17 protein-coding genes are annotated in these 19,230 nt (G+C 35.4%); 2 read left to right on the forward strand and 15 right to left on the reverse strand.

Features of this window, described 5'->3' with window-relative positions; translation table 11 throughout:
* The first annotated feature begins 6 nt into the window (after nucleotides 1-6).
* Nucleotides 7-1,035, forward strand: coding sequence for a RelA/SpoT-related domain-containing protein (locus FFU37_RS08450; RefSeq protein ID WP_138489259.1), 1,029 nt, complete (start codon nucleotides 7-9; stop codon nucleotides 1,033-1,035).
* Nucleotides 1,036-1,114: 79 nt separating this feature from the next.
* Here FFU37_RS08450 and FFU37_RS08455 read toward each other — a convergent pair whose 3' ends face one another.
* Nucleotides 1,115-1,336 carry a hypothetical protein gene (locus FFU37_RS08455; protein WP_138489260.1) on the reverse strand — a complete coding sequence of 74 codons (222 nt, stop codon included), beginning with the start codon at nucleotides 1,334-1,336 and terminating at the stop codon, nucleotides 1,115-1,117.
* Nucleotides 1,337-1,457: 121 nt separating this feature from the next.
* Here FFU37_RS08455 and FFU37_RS08460 point away from each other — a divergent pair, with 121 nt between their 5' ends.
* A complete protein-coding gene (locus FFU37_RS08460) occupies nucleotides 1,458-1,823 on the forward strand; it encodes a LexA family protein (RefSeq protein WP_138489261.1) in 366 nt (121 codons plus the stop codon).
* Between the two features lie 8 nt (nucleotides 1,824-1,831).
* Here the strand turns inward: FFU37_RS08460 and FFU37_RS08465 are convergent, their stop codons facing one another.
* From FFU37_RS08465 to FFU37_RS08520, 14 genes are all read right to left on the reverse strand, one after another.
* Nucleotides 1,832-2,284, reverse strand: a complete 453-nt coding sequence (locus tag FFU37_RS08465) for a hypothetical protein (protein ID WP_239022689.1) — start codon at nucleotides 2,282-2,284, stop codon at nucleotides 1,832-1,834.
* A 114-nt stretch (nucleotides 2,285-2,398) separates the two neighbouring features.
* Nucleotides 2,399-3,049: a thioredoxin domain-containing protein gene (locus FFU37_RS08470; RefSeq protein ID WP_138489262.1), complete on the reverse strand. Its 651-nt coding sequence runs from the start codon at nucleotides 3,047-3,049 to the stop codon at nucleotides 2,399-2,401.
* Between the two features lie 274 nt (nucleotides 3,050-3,323).
* Entirely contained in the window at nucleotides 3,324-3,704 is a 381-nt protein-coding gene (locus FFU37_RS08475; RefSeq protein WP_138489263.1) for a hypothetical protein, read from the reverse strand.
* A 38-nt stretch (nucleotides 3,705-3,742) separates the two neighbouring features.
* On the reverse strand, nucleotides 3,743-4,066 hold the full coding sequence (locus FFU37_RS08480) for a hypothetical protein (protein ID WP_138489264.1): 324 nt from the start codon (nucleotides 4,064-4,066) through the stop codon (nucleotides 3,743-3,745).
* Between the two features lie 434 nt (nucleotides 4,067-4,500).
* The gene (locus FFU37_RS08485) at nucleotides 4,501-4,749 is read right to left on the reverse strand and encodes a hypothetical protein (protein WP_138489265.1); all 249 of its coding nucleotides are present in this window, start codon (nucleotides 4,747-4,749) and stop codon (nucleotides 4,501-4,503) included.
* Nucleotides 4,750-5,283: 534 nt separating this feature from the next.
* Nucleotides 5,284-6,195: a cell division protein FtsZ gene (locus FFU37_RS08490; protein ID WP_239022729.1), complete on the reverse strand. Its 912-nt coding sequence runs from the start codon at nucleotides 6,193-6,195 to the stop codon at nucleotides 5,284-5,286.
* Nucleotides 6,196-6,222: 27 nt separating this feature from the next.
* Nucleotides 6,223-6,375: a hypothetical protein gene (locus tag FFU37_RS20405; RefSeq protein ID WP_239022690.1), complete on the reverse strand. Its 153-nt coding sequence runs from the start codon at nucleotides 6,373-6,375 to the stop codon at nucleotides 6,223-6,225.
* 58 nt (nucleotides 6,376-6,433) lie between these two features.
* A complete protein-coding gene (locus tag FFU37_RS20410) occupies nucleotides 6,434-6,853 on the reverse strand; it encodes a WYL domain-containing protein (RefSeq protein WP_239022691.1) in 420 nt (139 codons plus the stop codon).
* A 12-nt stretch (nucleotides 6,854-6,865) separates the two neighbouring features.
* A complete protein-coding gene (locus FFU37_RS20415) occupies nucleotides 6,866-7,411 on the reverse strand; it encodes a hypothetical protein (protein ID WP_239022692.1) in 546 nt (181 codons plus the stop codon).
* A 193-nt stretch (nucleotides 7,412-7,604) separates the two neighbouring features.
* Nucleotides 7,605-9,572 carry an EH signature domain-containing protein gene (locus FFU37_RS08500; protein WP_239022693.1) on the reverse strand — a complete coding sequence of 656 codons (1,968 nt, stop codon included), beginning with the start codon at nucleotides 9,570-9,572 and terminating at the stop codon, nucleotides 7,605-7,607.
* Nucleotides 9,562-10,224, reverse strand: a complete 663-nt coding sequence (locus FFU37_RS08505; RefSeq protein ID WP_007585891.1) for an OmpA/MotB family protein — start codon at nucleotides 10,222-10,224, stop codon at nucleotides 9,562-9,564. Before FFU37_RS08505 ends, FFU37_RS08500 begins: the two co-directional genes overlap by 11 nt.
* Before the next feature lies 1 nt (nucleotide 10,225).
* A complete protein-coding gene (locus tag FFU37_RS08510) occupies nucleotides 10,226-12,502 on the reverse strand; it encodes a hypothetical protein (RefSeq protein WP_138489266.1) in 2,277 nt (758 codons plus the stop codon).
* Between the two features lie 3 nt (nucleotides 12,503-12,505).
* Nucleotides 12,506-12,844 (reverse strand): hypothetical protein, encoded by a 339-nt coding sequence (locus FFU37_RS08515; RefSeq protein ID WP_138489267.1) that lies wholly within the window; start codon nucleotides 12,842-12,844, stop codon nucleotides 12,506-12,508.
* A gap of 80 nt (nucleotides 12,845-12,924) precedes the next feature.
* Nucleotides 12,925-19,227, reverse strand: a complete 6,303-nt coding sequence (locus FFU37_RS08520) for a DEAD/DEAH box helicase family protein (protein ID WP_138489268.1) — start codon at nucleotides 19,225-19,227, stop codon at nucleotides 12,925-12,927.
* Nucleotides 19,228-19,230: the final 3 nt, after the last annotated feature.

Raw genomic sequence — 19,230 nt, forward strand, 5'->3', positions numbered from 1 at the left:
AATAACATGAATATTGCAGAGATGGAATTAGACGTTTTTTTGTCGCGACACAATATTACTGCCGAAGATTTTGAAAAATGCGAACTTGACTGGGAATTAATACAAGCAATTGGTGCTGACCATCAATCAAAAGTACAGGGACTTGAAGATCTTGCGGATTCTTACGCAAAAAAAATTCAAAGCTTTAATAATGTTCACTCTGTTCGTTGGAGAATTAAAGATCCTGAGCACTTGATGGTAAAAATCATTCGTAAAACTACAAAAGATTCAGGCTATTACAAAGAAAAATATCTAGCTATATCTGTTGAAAATTATTTTAATGAAATTACTGATTTAATAGGTATTCGCGCATTACATCTATTCAAACAAGACTGTTTCGAAATAATTGATTCACTTGATGAAACATGGGAAAAAAAAGAAAATATTACAGTATATATTCGTAAAGGTGATCAAGATGACGATTTTAGTGATTGGAATGTAGAGCATCATAAAGCTGGTTATCGTTCAATTCACTTTATATTCTCAGACAAGCCATATAAAAAACTAGAGGTTTGTACTGAGGTTCAAGTTCGAACAATCTTTGAAGAAGGCTGGAGCGAGATTGACCATAAAATTAGATATCCAAATTTTTCTGATAACCAAGATATTGCCACTTTTCTTAACATATTTAATCGTTTAGCTGGTAGTGCTGACGAAATGGGCTCATTTGTAAAAGCTTTGAGCACTATGATTCAAGATAGAGATGCTGAAGTTAAAAAACTAGAAAATGAAAATACCAAGCATAAAGATAAAATTACAGAGCTATTAGATGAGCTCAAAGAAAAGACAAAATCGCCGGAAGTCTCTAAATTAGTGAGTAATTTAGAGACAGAACTTGTAGCTTCTAATATCTATAGCTACATGCATAATAGTGCTAACTTAAACTCGATTGTTAAATCAGGTAAAGATATGGCTAATGCCTTCCAATCATTCAACAAATATAAATCCGTAGTCGATCAAATAACAGAAATGTCTAACTTGAAGCGTAACTTATAAATCTGTTGTATTTTTATCAATAAAATATCTATTCTTTTACCAAATAAAGATACAAAAGGCCCGCTAAATGCGGGCTTTTTTAAGCTACATCGTAAATGTTTAATGCGTCATAAATTTTTTGTAGTAACTTCTTATCTACTTGTTCATTGTTTATAATTTCTATCAACCTATGCTCTTGAACTTTCATCACCGTTAAAAAATCCCACTGCAAATCGACTTCCTCTTTTGTAATTGGAGCGTCTATATATTTGCCATCGAATATTTTGCGAATCGCTTTTCTCGCTCTTACACTATTAGACATTGTTTTACCTCAAACATTAAAAACATATTTTGTCACTTATCTTTATTGCAATGAAGCATGAGCACTGCTTTTATATACAGTTAAAGCTATAATTAGCTTAGTTATAGCTTTAAGAAAGAATATGCTTATTCAAAATGTATTAATTGGCCCTGAAGTAAATAAGTTAGAGAAAACAATCGATGCTAACTTTTTAAGTAATTCAACATTTGTTGGCCGCGCTAGCGGTAGAAGTATGGAAGGCGTTGGGATATTTGATGGCGATGTACTCATTATTGATAGAGCAAAAATAGTTAAAAATTACGATATAATCGTAGCCTGCTTAAATGGTCAATTTATTTGTAAAGTTGCTGACTTAAAAAACAATTTATTGCTTTCAGCTAGCTCTGACCACAGTCCTGTTAAACTAACTAAGTTTGACCAGTACAATATTGAAGGTGTTGTAACTCAATCAATTAGAATGCACAGAGTTAACTTAAAACTAGGTTAGGCTACTACTTACATAAGCTTTAAAAAAGGCTTCTCTTTTACAATCACTTTTGTTCTATCTAATTCATTAAGCTCATTCGTATTTATGTTTAGTAAATTAGCTTCAACTTCAAATATGGCTTTTTGTGCTTCTTTATCAACACTCAACACTTTAACTTTTGCAAAAGTTTCGGCCTGTTGAGATCTAACAAGCGCCTCACCATCAAGATCACCAAATACAAAAAAGTTAGCATTATTTTTTGATTTTGATACAAACTCAACACCCTGCTTCATATCTTTCTTTTTTATCGCAAATGCATGAAAGTCGTTGTCGTTTTTACCAAATGAAATAACGACAGACTCATCTGGGCCTTGTAACAAATTTAATGTATCAACGCTTATATAAAGTATCTTCTGTTGAAAATCATAAATCTGGGAATAAATTATCAAAACTATAAATATTACGGAGGTAATTATTTTCATGGGAATGCGCTCTAATTAATATATTTTATACTATTTAGAGCATAGTTCATGAAAGGAAGAGTGTTCGTTGATGTCAGGAAAGTGTTAGAAACAGATAGTGGCTACCTTAAAAATTTACTGGGAGAATTTTTTAGATGCTAGGTTTTTCCGAAACACCACACTAGCACCTAATAATGAGATGCCAATTGCAAAAGCTATTCTTAGTTTATGTGAATTTAATTTTTTAATTAAATCAGGGTTTTCTAAAAGGTAATTTATTGCTTCATTGCTATTAGGGAAGATCTTTTCTGTCATATCAATAGGATGGTTTAAATCTAGCATTTTTGATACAGCTTGTTCTATTAAAACAGTTTCGCTAGTGTTCATCATTACACGGATAAGATTGCCGTTCATTTGAGAAAAAATGGTGTAAATTTCATCAACATGGTTTTCAAATTTGAAAGCCATAACTTCGTGTGCAATCAAATTTCTTAGTTTTCTTAGTTCATGTACTGCTAGATAGAGATCTTTTGGAATCAAATGACACAAATAAGCGATGTCAAGTTTAGATGACAATTCACCAAGAACCCCACGACCATCAAAAATGCGTTTTTTAATTTTAGTATTGGCATCATTTGGAGTAATAGTGTCGAATAGTGAAGTAAGTTCTTGATCGATCGCAGAAGCCCCAATTAGAACACACCCCATATCAGATTCATTAACCAATAAAGAATAATGCCTATGGAAAAATGCATCTGCTTTTTTATCATCAAATAAGTATGCCAAACTTGAAAACTCCTCGGTACGCCTACTAGACTGTAGAATAAGACCTATAGCAAAATTCAATTAAAAAATGAGTTCCTGTAATTTACTCTAAGCGTCTTTAAAGCATTAGGTAATGCATTTGGAACCCATAAAACAGTCTATTTTCTTCAACAAGAGTAACTCTACAGCCTCAACTCCTTGCTAAGCTGAAAATAATGGTTGGCTATAATCGCGAGGCGATGGCCAATTGTTATTTTTCCGTTTAAGCAACTTGTCACATTGCTGTTTATAAATGTTATTTTGTATCAATAACTTCAAATACGTATTTAAGATATTCTGAAAACTTTAAACTAGAAGAACACTCAGTATCTCCATAGTATTCTTCAGCAAAATCACCTAAACTTTGTATGTTTGATAAATCAATACCACCAGTTTTTTTTTCAAGACTAGCTTCGAGTTTATTAGGATACAGGTAATAATAGTTAATTAATTCAATGTCTAATTTAATCTCTGCTACAACAACTCGTGTTGCAGCATTTTCAATATATTCGTAAGTATAATAATCTTCATTTTTCAAAATTGTTTCATAATTGACATTTGCAACAGTTAATTCATCTTGTGAGGAATTAATAAGTTCATCCATCATTTCATATTCATTGGGGTATGACTCTGACATATATTTCCTAGATAATGATGCCAATGGAGGCGTTATGATTAAATTGCTGGATAGTTAGGGCAATCATCGCTCACAACCGACATCATAGATTTTAACATTTTAAAGTGCTCAAATCGCTTTAGACCCCACATAACAGCATAGTTATGACTGATTGTATGTGTATAAGCATTTTGCAAAATTAACAATTCCATCCCATCAGCTTTAACGTAATCACTCATTCTGATCCCGTAAACTAATGAATTTTGAGCCGTTAATTTTGCCCCATTGTGTTTAACCATGTGATTGACGGCAATACAACTTGCTATTTTTTGGACTTTTCGATTTTTGACCTTAAAACCTTCAGAAGCAAAAATAGATTGCACTTCCTTATGTAATTATCATTGGATGAAGCTTCATTTGAAAGAGCTGAAGCAGATAATATTAAGAACGCCAAAACTAGATATTTACTTATGATTATCCTTTAATCATAACAGCTTTATCAGAGGACAATCTCTCTCTTTTAACAGAAAACGTCCTTATTTTGTGAACTTATATCAATAACAAATAGTGTAAGTTATTGCCAGCTTTAAATATTATGCTTACTGCCGCTTATTTAAACATGTGGAAAGGGGTGAGTTTCCTCTTATTATTACAAAATTAATGATTATTATCTTAATGGACGGTTACCGCTGCCAGTTCGACCAAACTAGTTTTTAACAAGCTCATTTCCTATTGCTTTATCTATTAACTGGCAATAAAGCTCGTACTCTTCTAACAGCTCTTTTATCCAATCCTGTTTGTTGTATGTGGCAATTACTCAGCGCATTGTATGGCCTAACATTTTTTCGGACAAATGTGTTGCCACTCCATTCTCACTGAGCAATGTTGAAAGTGGGCGGCGTGCATCGTGCGATAAATACTTAGGCATTTTGTATTTTTCAAATAAGTGATCCCACATTCGGCAACAATAATGATTAATATTGTAGATGGTCATTGATTTGTGTGGATTACCACCTAGTATTAAATACCATTTGCGCCTATAAACCACTGCCAGTTTACCTATCATGTTTTCCATCTTGGCTGAACTTAGCCTGCGGATAGCTTTGTTTGTTTTTGAGCTTTCAGGAGGTACTGTCCAAGTGTTTTTAAAGTCGTAATGCTCTCTCTTAGCTAGAGGAACTCCAGATTGCCGTGCCTTTGTTATATGAAATTAACTTTAGTCATATTTCATACTCCGGTGGCTTTAGATCTTTCGATTAATTATCAATTTCACTCTAAATAAACCCAACTAAAACATCATTTCTCACCCAAACCTATAAACTCCCTCGCCCATATGCCATAATCTAAATAATTCAATATTTTAGTAACTTGGCGCGTATTTAGGCGCTTTTAAGTTAACTACTCAGGGTTTTCAGCATGGCATATCAAGAGCAAAATCAAGCAACAATCTATTGGCACGATTATGAGACCCCCAATAAAAATAAGCACCTCAAGGGTCATAAGTAATTTCTGCACACATTTCTGTACGCAGAATTATTTTTAACAATTTTAGAGCTACTTAGAGCTGTAAACTTTATAAAATAAGAGTTATAAGAAAATTTTATAACTCTTTTCGTGGGGCTGGCGATTTTGTCCTGATATAAGCAGGGATGTCAAAAATATCAGATGGCTTTGGCCTAGCTTTGTTAGCTTTTTCCTCAGGCTTTTTATCTTTACTAAAGTTATCAGTAACCATTTTAGTACTGGCTCCCGTAGCAATTACCATTAACTCATAGTTAGTCGCTAGGCTTTCTATTTTTGAAACACCACAAATAACTAACGCGTTTGGGCTTACCTGCTGGCGAACGGTGTCGGTAATAAAGTTATAACTACCTAGTGAAATTTCATCTTTACAGTTCACTTGTATTATCACACCCGTACTTGATGACATATCTACTTGATTAACCAGCGGATTGTTAAGTGCCCCATCAAGTGCAGTAGTAAGCTCGCTTTCTTCATCGCATTTACCAACACCTAGTACTGCATCACCCTGGCAATCCATAATTTTCGCAAAATCGTTTAAATCAACATTAATAAGTCCTTGAAAACACAACATATCGATTAATGATTTTATCAGTGAATGGAGTATTTGGTTTGAATGTTTAAACGCATCGAATAATCCTATATCGTTACCAAGCACTTCAATCAGTTGATCGTTTGGGAGTGTAATAACAGCATTAGCATGCTCTTTTAGATCATTTAGGCCGGTTTGCGCTATATTGCTTCTAAACTGCCCTTCACTACTAAATGGCAATGTAGCAACAAATATAATGGGCTTACCTTGCTCACTCGCAAGCTCTGCAATATACGGGCTAGCGCCAGTCCCAGTACCGCCACCCAACCCTGTTGCACACAGTATTATATCGCAGCCATTAATAAGCGTTAAAAGCTGCTCTTTACTCTCTTCCGCTGCTTGCAGCCCAACTTTAGGGTCTGCTCCAGCACCGTAACCATGAGTGAGCTCTGCACCTATAAGTACCGCTTCATCACTTTGCGTATGCTAAAGCACCACTTTGTCGGTATTAACGCTGTACAAGTGCGCCTGTTCAGAATCGCGCTGCTCAAAAATACTGTTAAGGGTATTACAGCCACACCCACCAATACCAAATACACCGATTGATAAACCATCATTTTGCTGAATTAATTGAAACATAACTACTCCTTAACTTTTAAAGGAGCATAACAAATAGGTGCGTCAATTTTTGACGCACCTACAAGTTGGAGTTATTTATAGATGTTAGCGGCCGCTTTAAGCTTTGTAGTGATTCTTTGCCGCAGCTTTCAGGTTTAATAACCTCAAGCCAATGGGCACATTTAAATAGCTCATCGACTAGTTGTTCAGTATCAATAGTTTGGTAGGTAAGTAATACACTTTTTTCATCAATATGTTGCTTGTCAGTCAGCTCACCAAGCTCAATAAACCCTTGATTAACTGCAGAGTGGCTAGGCACTTTTACAATTAACTCGATCGCTTCTTGCTTCATACCTTTATTAATCGCACTGCGTAACGACTTTAACTGCTCAGTGCTTGGCTCTCGTCGTATTTTTTGCAAAATTCGTACATTACGAATGCGGTAAACCGGCATCTGGTAACACTTATCGTGAAGCGTCCCCACCATAAACTGCGCCATTAAAACACCGCCTTAGTTGTAAAAACTCAACTCAGCAAACTTCAACCAATGTGCCTCATCGTAAAGTACTCTATAAAGCTCAGCGCTCACCGCACGCTTATGCTTAATCGCATGCTCAATTTGCGCCACTAACTGAGAATCAATATTCACTTTTAACGACGGTTTTGGCAGGGTTGCAAGCCAGTCAGGCACATGGCCATTAAAACGCTTAAGAGCCTGCTCTGCTTTAGTATGCACAGAGCGTTTCACATCGCTCGGTACAGATTGCGGTAGTAATTGCTCCAACAACAAAGAATGCTCTGCAACTTCAGTACTCATTACTTTTGAGTTACCACCTCTCCACAGCACATTAATAGACCAACCAAACGGTTTACTGCGCGTGTCTTTTTCAAGTCCAAAACAACCTTGATCGTAGAGTGATTGCAGATCACGTTGCAGCATGCGAGTTGAAATATCAAAGCCCCGCTCACTTAATCTGTGTTGTAATTTGTGAGTTGAAATAGAGCTAGGCGCTATTGGCACAAGCTCTAAAATTGATAAATGGCGGTGTGAAATCATTAAATTAAGTCGTGTGGAGTCACTTTTGAATTACTCTAAAATACTACTCTTAAATACCTTGTCCAAATATTAAAATTTTGACTCTTTTATAATTAACTTTTCTGGCTGAGTCTTCTGGTAATAACTGGACTTCCCAGGTTTCACTAGACAGTTTTTAACTCAGAATAGTACGCTTCCTCAAAAATAAACCGTCCTATAACTCCATTTTATTGAGTTTTTCCTCAACTTCAGCTTTAAGTTTAACTAATCGATTTGAATTTTTTCTCCGGCTTATTTCATCTAACAAATTATCGAACTCAACTTTCTTTGATAAAATTTCGTGACAAAGATATTCTAATTCATCTATTTTGAATGATAAAAATGGTCTTGGCCTTTTCAAGTTATCCTTAAACTTTTCCAAGACTATTCTATCTAACCCCTCACTTTCTGGTTTAAGCTTAAGGCCATATTTAGTTGCTAAATTAATAGCTAACTCGTAACCACAATCAGCCGACTTAATAACCCAGCCTTCTCCATCACGCTTTAAATCAGGAGAGTTTTTAGGATTATTAATAATATTCATCCCTAAGAGGTACATTGCTTCTGGGTTTCCTTTATTAGCGGATTTATGTAAATAAGTTTCATATACGTATTTATTTCCGTCTAATAAAGCATTTTTAGCTATAGCTAAATCACGATAGCTCTTTTTAACTAAAGGTGATACCCCTGAGTACTTTTCAGTTTTCTCCTCTTCATTCCAGAACCTTTCATTCCACTCAATTAAACGACTTTGTCGCTTCATCAAGCTTTCTTCAGATGGTTTTGCCATACCGTATTGATGATCGTATTTACCAATACTCTTTGGTAACCCTAAGAAGTGAGTAATGTATGAATTAGGAGTAATATTTAATTTTGTCCTGAGTAGCTTTTCAAATGCGAACTGCCATAAGTACTCGTGATCATGCACATACCCATAAGTCATGTTACGAATATCTTTTAAAGATAAGTTCTTATTTTCTAATAGCCTTGCAATATTTCGCTGAGAACGCTCAAAAACTCTAATTTCACTAGCTTGTCCTCGTAAAATTTCTACAATAATGTGCTCACCAATTTCAAAAATGCATGCTTCCGAATTTTCATTCGGCTCATCAGGTAGTATTATTAAATTTCGAGAATTAACAACTAGCCCTTCACTAATTACTTGATATGTATGCTTAGGCAAAAGTATTTTGATTTGATTAAATTTTTGACTATAGTTTTTCCAAAATACAGAACGAGCTCTTAATTGATTACTTTGGGTATCATCAATATTAAGGGCTGAGCTATTGATATCCTTGCTAAGTAACTTAACCAGTAATTCAAACAAGAAATAATTACTTATTTCATATTTTTCCTCTAACACCTTTCGCGAGGCAGGTTCTAATTCATACCAGAGGCTTTGATCTTCACTTGGTAAGCAATTCTCTTTTATCCATGTATCTAATATATTAGAAAACTGAATGTGGCTTTGGACCAGTTCATTGATTACAGATAACAGTTCAAATCGAGTTAATGGCGAAAATGAAGAAATTAACCATTCAGAACTAATAGTATCGAGTGCTTTAGGTAAACTATTAATAAGATTATTAATTAAACCTTTTCTTGTTGCGTTAGGTTTCGCAAGTTTAAGTTTATTAATAAAACATAACGTTTGACTATTATTAGCCAACGCAAGCTTATTGCAGGAAATATAGTCTGCTTTATAAATATTTGTAAGCCACTCAACTCTCCGATGATGTCTTTCATGTAGAAATGGCTTCACGATCGATAAAGTATCAAGTAATAACACAGGGTAAGATTTACGTTCTTTTTCAATGAACTGACTGGCTAAAAAGAAAGCCATATTTGCTACTACATCATAATTATTTATACACTTCCAAAGTAGTATGCTTATTTCTTGCTTTTCCAGTTCATCATCAATATAAATATCATTACAAAAAAGCATTAACCATTCACTTAATGTAATAGCATCTGCCATATCGTTTTTGATAACGTTTATTATTTGAGTATATGTTAGAGGGGGAAAGTTAGGCTCTATATTTGATACGTTGCTCTTTTCAAGACTTGAACTAGTGGGTATATTTTTCAAGCTATTTTCATTAGGTATGATAGGTGCCCTAAATTTAATACCGCTACTCAACATTTTTTAGACCACTCTGCTCAAATGACCCTAATAACTCCTGACCTTTAAACTGGAACCTAAACATTACTTTTCTATCAGCAGCATTATCAGAGTTTTTATCTGCATCAAGCGGCCCTCTGCCAGCTAGTAATGTTTTGTCAAAAAACTCCTGCTTCTTATCAAAATCCATATTATAAATATAATATGAAACACTATTAGCTCTCTTTACACTCAACTCCATATTGTAGCTAAATCCACCTTCGCGGCTTGAATGCCCCTCTACAATAATTCGAGAAACTTCCTCAGCTATATCTTCACTTTGAAAAACTACATTACTGTATATAGGAATAAACTTATCTAAAAATGTTTTGCCGCTATCTTTTAACGTATAGTCACCTTGCTCAAAAAGGACGGAGTCTAATATTGAAATATCACCAGTTACAGGATCTGCCTCTACCTCAATATTTGCTTCATTAAGTGCCTTATTAATTCCTTGAATAATTAGGATGCGCTTATTCTTACTGCTCTCTTGAGACTCTGATATTTGCACAAGTGCGCTTATTAATAATAATGCAAATATCATCAACAAAGCAGACATTAAATCACCTATGGATAACCATGCACCACTGTCATCTATTTCATCAATGTGTTGAGTACGTACAGAAGAAAGCATATTAAGCCTCACTCTCTGAAACTGATTTCTCTAGAGCTTTAGCTTCAATTAAAAAATCTGCGGCTTGAGCTAATCGATTATGTATTTTACTAGCGGCTTCATCAAACCCTTTAAAATAAAGCTCTGTACTTTGGTTTGCTTGCTCATAATACTTATGCATAGCTTTTGGTAAACCTTCAGTTATTTCTTTAAATACAGCACTTGCTTCTGTGTATTGCTTTTTAAGATCTCCTACTTGAATACCCGTGTTTCTTGCTATATCTTCAAGTTGAGAGAATGTAGATGACTCAGTGAGTCCAATAGCTTTTACCAGTCTTTCAATCGTAACAACACTGCTCTGTAAATGTTGATATTGTGCAGTAAGCTCTTGTAGTAAATTGTGGCGGGTTTGATACTCTTGCTCAAACACACCTTTAAACCTATCTACCACTTCTATTAAGTTGTTACGTTGCTTACCGAGTGTATCCTCTAGCAGGTTATTTTGTTGATTAAAGAAATCATTTAAATTTTCTTGATACTGAGATCTAAATGACTCAAGTTCACTTTGAACTGTCCTAGACATATTGAGAACTTTTGTATCTATATCACCCAAACCTATTTGTAATTGCTCTCGAGCGTTATTCATTAGTAGGCTAGCACTTTCACCTGTTTGACTAATAACCTTTGTTTGTTCTTCAAACGAAGCATTTGTCTTATCTAATAATGCCCCTAATCTATTTTCAATTTCTAGATATAGTTTAGCTTCCTGTTCTATCCTAGAGTCTAACGTTGCTTCTAAATTTTCACCCATTTTTTCAAATGCATCTGCCGCTTTTTCAGTACTACTATCAAATGCAGCCCTTTGCTCTTGCATACCAGTAACCGCAATTTGAAGTACTGAATCTATTTGATGGGTAACTTCAGACACTGCTTTTGACTGTGCTGCAAACGAATCACTTGTTTTATCTAATAAACTTTCTAATCTAAGTTCAAAATTTTGGTATAGGCTACTTTCTTTCTCAGCCCTTGTATCCAGTGCGCTTTCTAAATCAATGCTCATCTTCTCAAAAGCCCCTGCTGCTTTCTCACTGCTACTGTTGAAAGCAGCTCTTTGTTCCTCCATACCTTTAACCGCAACAGATAATATTGAATCAACTTGGGTCGTTATTTCTGTCATGGCAACCTGAGTTTCAGATTTAAATGATGACAAAACATCTTTTAGAGACAGTGCAAATTCTTGAAGTTTTTCCATTGTATTTTGATTAAAAGTATCAATTGTGGAAACAGTATTAGCTACTTCTGCCAAGGTTTTTTCAACATTTGTATTTAGTTGCTGATTAATTTCATTACTTTGTTTAACGGTATTTGCTGTATCGCGAAGCTGCTCTGTAACTGGCCTAATAAGCTTCGATTCCATTTCATTTATCAAGGATTCAACCAACTGCTTATGATTTAATTCATTGTCAGTTTTCAAAGTTTTCAATTCTTTAGTTAAATCGTTAAACACCGGCGCTATATTCTCTACCAATGAGTTATTAACTGCAGAAGATATTTTTTCAGAAATGACATTTCCATTAAACGACTCAGCTAATTGATTAAACTGCGTTAATTGCATGGACATATTTTCATTTAACTTATTAAAAGCACTACTTAAATCAACTTGTCCGCCAGAATTGGTATTGCTTGCGATCTCATGTAAAACATCTAAAGGAGTGGCTTCCAAGCAATTTTTCGAAAGGAAATGAGCTACATTTTTACGAGCTTTATTTGTACTTGATATGCGCCATTTAAGTATTACGATCATGAAAGCTGATGTAACAAGACCAGCTAACGAAGTCGCAAAAGCAGTTTTCATACCTGTAAGTAAAACAGCAGCAGAATGGAGTAAGGCTGTAGAGTCGTTACCTACATTCCCTAAATCAAAATCTGAGAGACCTATGGTAATGCCTAAAAAAGTACCTGCAACACCTATGCTTGTAAGGAGTGCTGGTATTGTTTTATTAGACGAGTCATAGTAATCACCTGCAATATGGTTTAGTGGTACATTCGTAATCAATAAATTATTACGTTCTAATAATCTGCCTTTCTCACTTACAAAGCAGTTTTTCAACCATGATTCATTATCAAAGCTTTTTGAGTTTACTAACCTTCTTAACTCTTCAAGCTTACTATTTTGGTTCTTAATGTAATTATTACTTTTAATCACTTCGGATACGGCTACATAAAGAAAAAGAAAAATTATGCAGGCGCTAAAAATTGCCGTTAGTGGGTCTTGAATAAAGAGCGAAAAAAAGCTCATATTTTATACTTCCTTATTAAAATATTTGTTTAACTCTTGGTTTGTAAATAATGATTCAGCCAACCTTTTAGGAATATGCTCTGCATCACTTTTAAGGCCGATACTTGTTTTAACTGGCTTAATCAGCCTAACACTGTAGAGAGCTTCATCGTGCATATTAGAATCTGTTGCTAAAGCCAAAAAGCTAGCCTCAGGATAAAGCCTGAGTAAATTAGCTTGCCAAGAAGATTTTTGCTCTCTTAGCGATATAGTGATTGGGCTACCTTTACCAAAATCATCCCGAGCCAGTTTCCATGCATGGTTAATAGCAATAATACGCTCAATAATTTGTTCGAACTTCATAACTCTCCCCCCCTTTTTTCAAAAAGGGGCTCCAATTTAAACCAAAAACAAAATAACTGTCAGAGTAATGCTGAACTTGTTTATTTTACTGAGCTAACTGTAAACCACGTTTCCCAATCAGCACTGTTAGTTACTTTTGCTCTTTCAAAAGCTTTGCAAAGACAAGCTAGCTGTTCTTTTGGATCTCTTTTAAAGTCAAGTTTATGCAACCCCCTATCAACCTCAACTCGCCAATACCCGAGTCCCTGATCAAAGGTAACTGTTACTTTATCACCAGAATCAAATTCTAGAGTAAGCGTTCTTCTATGCGGCACTTTATGTTTATCAGTTATTATAAGCTGTGCCTTTGGTGAACAGTTATGTTGCAACCAGGCACCAAAAATTGATTTGTAATCATCTTCATAAGCCCAATCATGTTGAATTGCATAGCCAAGTTGTCCTTTTTTATCTGCAAAACATGTTTTCACCTCAATAGTTGCTTCTTTACCTTTAGCTAATGCAGAGAGCAGCTCACAGAGCATCATCATGCTTGTCGGGCTTTGAATATAACGGTCGGTATAAGTGATGTTTTGCAATGAGCTCACACTCAATAGGTTTTTTAAATGATCATCTAAATCGGTTAAACGGTTTAATAACCGCACACCAAACCCAGCTAAGGGCCCATTTAATTCGCGAAGTGTGGGTATCTCTACGGCACCTGCTTCACCTATCAATTCAAAAGAGAGTGATTGCCCTTTTATTTCAGAAAAAGAGTTAGTTTGTACCGTTATATCATTACTATTTAACCAGTTTTCACCTGGTCGCGTTGCCTCTTCGTCAGCATTAGCAACTGTCGTACAAACGTCACCTTTGATCGATTGAAAAATAACAGGGTATTTAATATCAGCAATAAATATTTTAACGCCTATTTTATCTAACTCCGCTAAAAAATTATTTATACCTTCATTTAATTTTTCATCGGGAATAATTATTTGAATGTTAACTTCTTCAGCTAAGCAACTGTGGAATAGCGACTTAAAGTATGCCAGTGAGGTATCCCAATCATCACTATCTTTAGAGAAAACAAACTTTAATGTATCAGGTTTCATCCGTATTAATTCACTCAGTTTTTCTTTAAGTGAACTCGCCACATATTTTACAGTGATGTCACTGCCCAGCATTTTTTGGCAATTAACTGGCAATGCAATATAATCTCGTATGCTTTTATTTATCCAATCGAACGCTAACTTACGGTTTAGCTGATCAATATCATGGCGAGAATCAGACTCTAAAAGACACTTATGGCAAAAGCGTTCACAATTATCAACGCAATCCAAAATAGCGATTGTTTTCTCTAATATTTTTGCAATGTGCTCTTTTGCAGATGTTGCAAAGCCAGCCCCACCACTAACCATATCAAACAATTGAATAGCATAAGCTTGCTGACTTTTTTCTATTAAAGTTAATCTTGTGCTATAGCCTACCTCATTCACTGAGATACCTAACGTTTCGACCAATGCTTTTCGTATAGCAACGGCAATTGTTACTGCAATTGACTGTTCTGCGAGATATTCACTTGTATTTGGATTTCGTAAAATCAACTCAAATACATCAGTAGTTGAGTTATAACCTAAATGAATACCTTCTAAAATTTTACCTGTTGAATCACATTCAGGTTTACCTTTCTCATCTCGCTGAAATTTATTCGGCATCGGCGGCCTATGTGCCTTCTGTAGAGAAAGTTCTGGGGGAAGTTCGCTCGTAGAAGTCATTGATTCTGCTTTACCACAACTCAAGCAGATTCCATAACCTTTACCATGTAAACCTGAGCAATAATGAAATACGTGTCCAGCGTTATCATTTACCATATAGCCTAATTCAGGATTAGGAAGAGGTATATGTGCCCCCTTACCTATAACCCAAGGCTGTTGTACAGGTACATAATGTGTGTTCGCAATATTATTTGTAGGTGGATGATAATAATCAACGACAAAGCCCGTTGGTTGAATAACTCTGCGTTGGTTCTTTAACTTAATATTTGATGCGCACTGGGAGTTTGAACAGATTATCTCTGATTGTTTGGCTAAATCAGCTTCATAGCCTGTTTGCCCACAGCAATCACACCTCCATGCAATATCAAATTTTTGAGAGTCTTTTCCTCCTTCTACATGAATATTTTGCCAATTAAGTGAAATCCCCGCTGATTTATGCACCCGCCCATCTAAAACAAGCTCTGTTCCAGGCGCAAACTCGCGAATAGCTACCGCTAAATTCCTACTTGGCATTCCCCTGCTAAGTGAAACATTATCTTCACGCCCTATTTTATCTTTAGAGCGACTATTTTTTTGTTCTTTTTGGCGAATATAATCCGTTAAAGAATCTACCGAAAGATTAACTACATCTGTAGGAAAGCCATATCCAGGTAAGAATCCTCTAGTGGCCAGATCTCTTAGCAAGTACTCATTTTCAAGACGTTTCAAGTCATTACTTAATTTATACCCATAAGGGCTTTCTGCCTCGGTGCCATTCATTTCAGTTTGAATATAACTATGTTCATTTAACCAGCGAGACGCCAACTCTTGAACTTTAAGGTTTGTGTCCGCACATAATTTAACTTCTGAACTATCAGATAAAATAGTACCTTGTACCAATATAGATAGTTGATTTTTTAATGTCTTCTGACCAGCCTTAACCCAATCTATAAACTGCTCGTAAACTGCTTTATTTCCATCTTGTCTTAAATAGAACCAACTCAAATTTAAAAACAATTTTTCTTTTTTGGTAGTGCCAATTTTATCACGTAAAAAAGTTCCTAAAAGTAATGAGTTAACATGGCGTTGCACCAGCTTTTCTGAACTAAATGTAACAGTAGGAGCTTGAATTACCGTTATAAATGGCCATAGAGGTTGATTAAAAACGTACTGATCGTGCGGATTATTTTTGCAGATAGTAAAACCTATTGCTCTTGACTCGCTTGAGCGACCTGCACGCCCTGCACGCTGTAAGTAGTTGGCGGGGTGAGGCGGTACATTATTCATTACAACAGCAGAAATCCCGCCAATATCGACTCCCATTTCCATTGTGGTTGAACAATTTAAAACGTTTTTCTTTCCTTGTTTGAACATTTCCTCATAGCGCTCCAAATTATCGGATGATTGCTGCGCAGAATGCTCTGCAGTTGTATAGTAAAAACCGCCTTCTAAAGCTCTATCATTAATATCAGTCCACAAGTTTTGCTCACGCAGTTGCTTTACCTTAGAGTCTCCTGCTACATTTTTTCGTATATCATCAACAAAATTAGATACATCAGAGCTGGTATCAAACTCCCAAATTGAAGGTAGCTCTATAAGCTCACATGTATAATCTGATAACTCTTTATTCCACGGCAAGTAAGGCGTAATACCAGAAAATACAGTATCTATCAGTTTATTTGTAATCGGACATATATATGCATGTGTCAATAAACTAAACTCAACACTACTTAAATCTAGTTGATATTGCTTACCTGCATATTCATTCAATGTTTTCGTTTTTACTAAATCAATCCAAGCAGCCCTTAGCCAAGTATTTAATGTGTCTTCTTCTATTTTATTTATTGCTTTAAAGCTTGCAGCTTTAGCAAGTAACATCACTATACGCTGCTGGCGCTTTTTACCTGATTTGACCAATGGCCAACTTTTTACCCTATTTTCGTCTTTATCTTTTGAATCAGGGCTAATTAGTGATTTAGGATAAAAATGCATACCTACCCAGCGCGATATCTCACTAGAAACAGATACATAAGTATTTTCTCTTACAAAAAAATCCATACATACTTTCAAATAGTCTTTCCAATCTTGAAGTGTAAAATTATGCTCTGCCCACTTTTCAGGTATCTCCTTAATTGACTCAATCCCTGGATAGATAAGCTTAACTAATCCTTGTGTCTCAACGTTATTTCTATTTTTAGGTCTGCGTGCAATTTCACGAGTTAAAATCATTTCTGATAATTTTGTGGCATCACCGAGCTCAAAGACCTCAGGAGCAAAATAATGATTTTCCTGGGTCATCGAATTAGCAATGTTTTCATCATTCTTTAAAACATTAATGAGCTCTTTCCAAGAGAATGACATAGGCACTGGCTTAGTCTGTTTTCCAGCTTCTAAAAAGCTAAAGTATGTATCAAGAGCGACCGCATCTTCTGGCTTAACTTGTTTGATTTGAGGTAACACAAGGCGAAGAGTCTCAATTGACATAGATTGATATTCTTTTACTTTGTCTAATAGTTGAGGATCTATATTTAGCTTTTCTTCAACATGTTTACGTAACTCTCTAACAAGGGTTCCTCTAAAGTGAGACCTTTCAGCTTCTTGCTGCATACTCACTGAGATTTTCGCTGTTCCTTGGCGGCTATCAGTAAAAGTAATTAATCTACGGCCTCTTGCTGGCAATTCATTTGGCCCAAGTTGCTTTATGTCACTATATTTGTCGGGTTCAAAATCAGGACAATATTCTAAAATTGTGGGCACCGCATTGGTAGTATAAAAAGGAGCACCTAACATGGCACGTCTAAACGCATTAGCGTATTTATTTTTACCTTTAAAGCCACAACTAACACATTCTTGCCCATCAAGATCACGCATAGCTAAGACAATTTCACAATGCTCAACAGCTTTATCACTTTCTTTAGATATTTTACCATCTTTGCTTACATCGATTTCGTAGTAGTCATGCTCTTCATTGCTATGACCGCTAAATACAACTACTTGGGATGTTCTATCAGCAGAAATAATATCACTCTCATCATTGCTATCACTTATCTGTAAATCTTCTCTTTCGCCTTCTGTGAGTGCAAACTCATCTGTATGCCTATTCACCCATTGCTGAACATATGATTGATTATCATACACTCCCAGTAAGTGCGGCTCATTACACTCGTTACAAAAAGTTAACTCCAATACTGGCGCACCACAATCACAGTGCATTTTATGTTTTGAATAGACAGTACCAAAAGGCCAATTATTTTTTAGTTCAGAATGCTTTTTGTGTTCGCAATTTTTATCAATGCAAGACCATAAGCCTTCAAGCGTTCGTTGAAAATAATGCGCCCTAAGTTTTAAAAATGCTTCAGCATTAGAACTTGGTTTAGTGCCTGTACAAACATCAATCCATTTATAAATATTGTTTTCGCTTAAATCAAACTTTGATAGCGCTTGTTTTAATTCATAAATAGTTTTTGGAGGAGTATTATGTGCAGTTAACATTTCACGTATTGCTACGGCTACCTCGCTACTTTCTAGTGCTAAATATCTGAGTTTAGAAACGTGAGGATCTTGTTCCTCTTTTTTGTTATCTGGTAAGACCCCCTGAGGTTCAATTTGCTCAATTTCTTCTAGCGTTAAATTCTCCATACTCATTGAATTTAAAGCGGGTACTACACGTCTTCCACCTATTACATCAACCTGATCAACTGAGATATTTGCCAAGCTCGCTAGATATTTTTTTAAGTTATCCTCTGCTGCAGCTCCTGCAATAGTTGCTGACGTAGCTACAAAGCGAATATCTTCTGCTTTCACTTCAAATGCTTGCATTACGCGTCTCAACTGCAAAGCTAATTCTGCAGCTTGTGATCCTACATATGTATGTGCTTCATCAAGTATTATCCAACGCAATTTACCTTTAGACTTTTCAATAATAGGCGCATCAGTTTGCCTCACAAGCATGTACTCCAGCATAGTGCCATTCGTAACTAAAATTGGCGCAGGGCTTTCGCGAAGTCCTTCTCTACACATAACTTCCTGAGGTCTGCTTTTTTGTATTTGACGAGCTTTGCTTGATAAGTACTCTGGTGTTTTACCATTGAATAAACAAAAGCGGATATCTCCGTTAAAATGTTGTGTCCATGCATTTAAACGTTCTTGTTGTGAATTAATTAATGCATTTAAAGGGTATAAGAATATTGCATGGACCCCTTCAAGCTGTTGCTTTGAGGTTTTTACCTCACTATATAAATCTTCTAAAACAGGCACCATAAAACATTCCGTTTTACCCGAGCCTGTACCACTAGTAATAATTCTTGACTGAATATTAGATGATAATAAATCGTTCCATGCTTTATATTGATGTTTAAACGGGCTCCAAGTTTTATCAAATACATAGCGCCCATTATTCTTAGAGTCTAATGCATCAACAACTTCTTGAGATAACAAGCCTTTTTGCACTAAATCCTGCATTGTGTAATCAGTATTACGCTCCCAACTAAACATTTGCTCAAAAACAGGGCCGTGAATAAATTGCTCGTCTGTTTCCATTTTATTATTTAAGTGGTTTCTTAAATTTGGGTTATTAATGCCTAGCACACTCAAAGTAGCTTCTTTAGCACGTGAGTTTGCTTGTTTTTTTAGTGTTGAAAAAAATACATTCATCTA

The organism is Pseudoalteromonas distincta, from assembly GCF_005877035.1.
In the GTDB taxonomy this organism is placed as follows: domain Bacteria; phylum Pseudomonadota; class Gammaproteobacteria; order Enterobacterales; family Alteromonadaceae; genus Pseudoalteromonas; species Pseudoalteromonas distincta.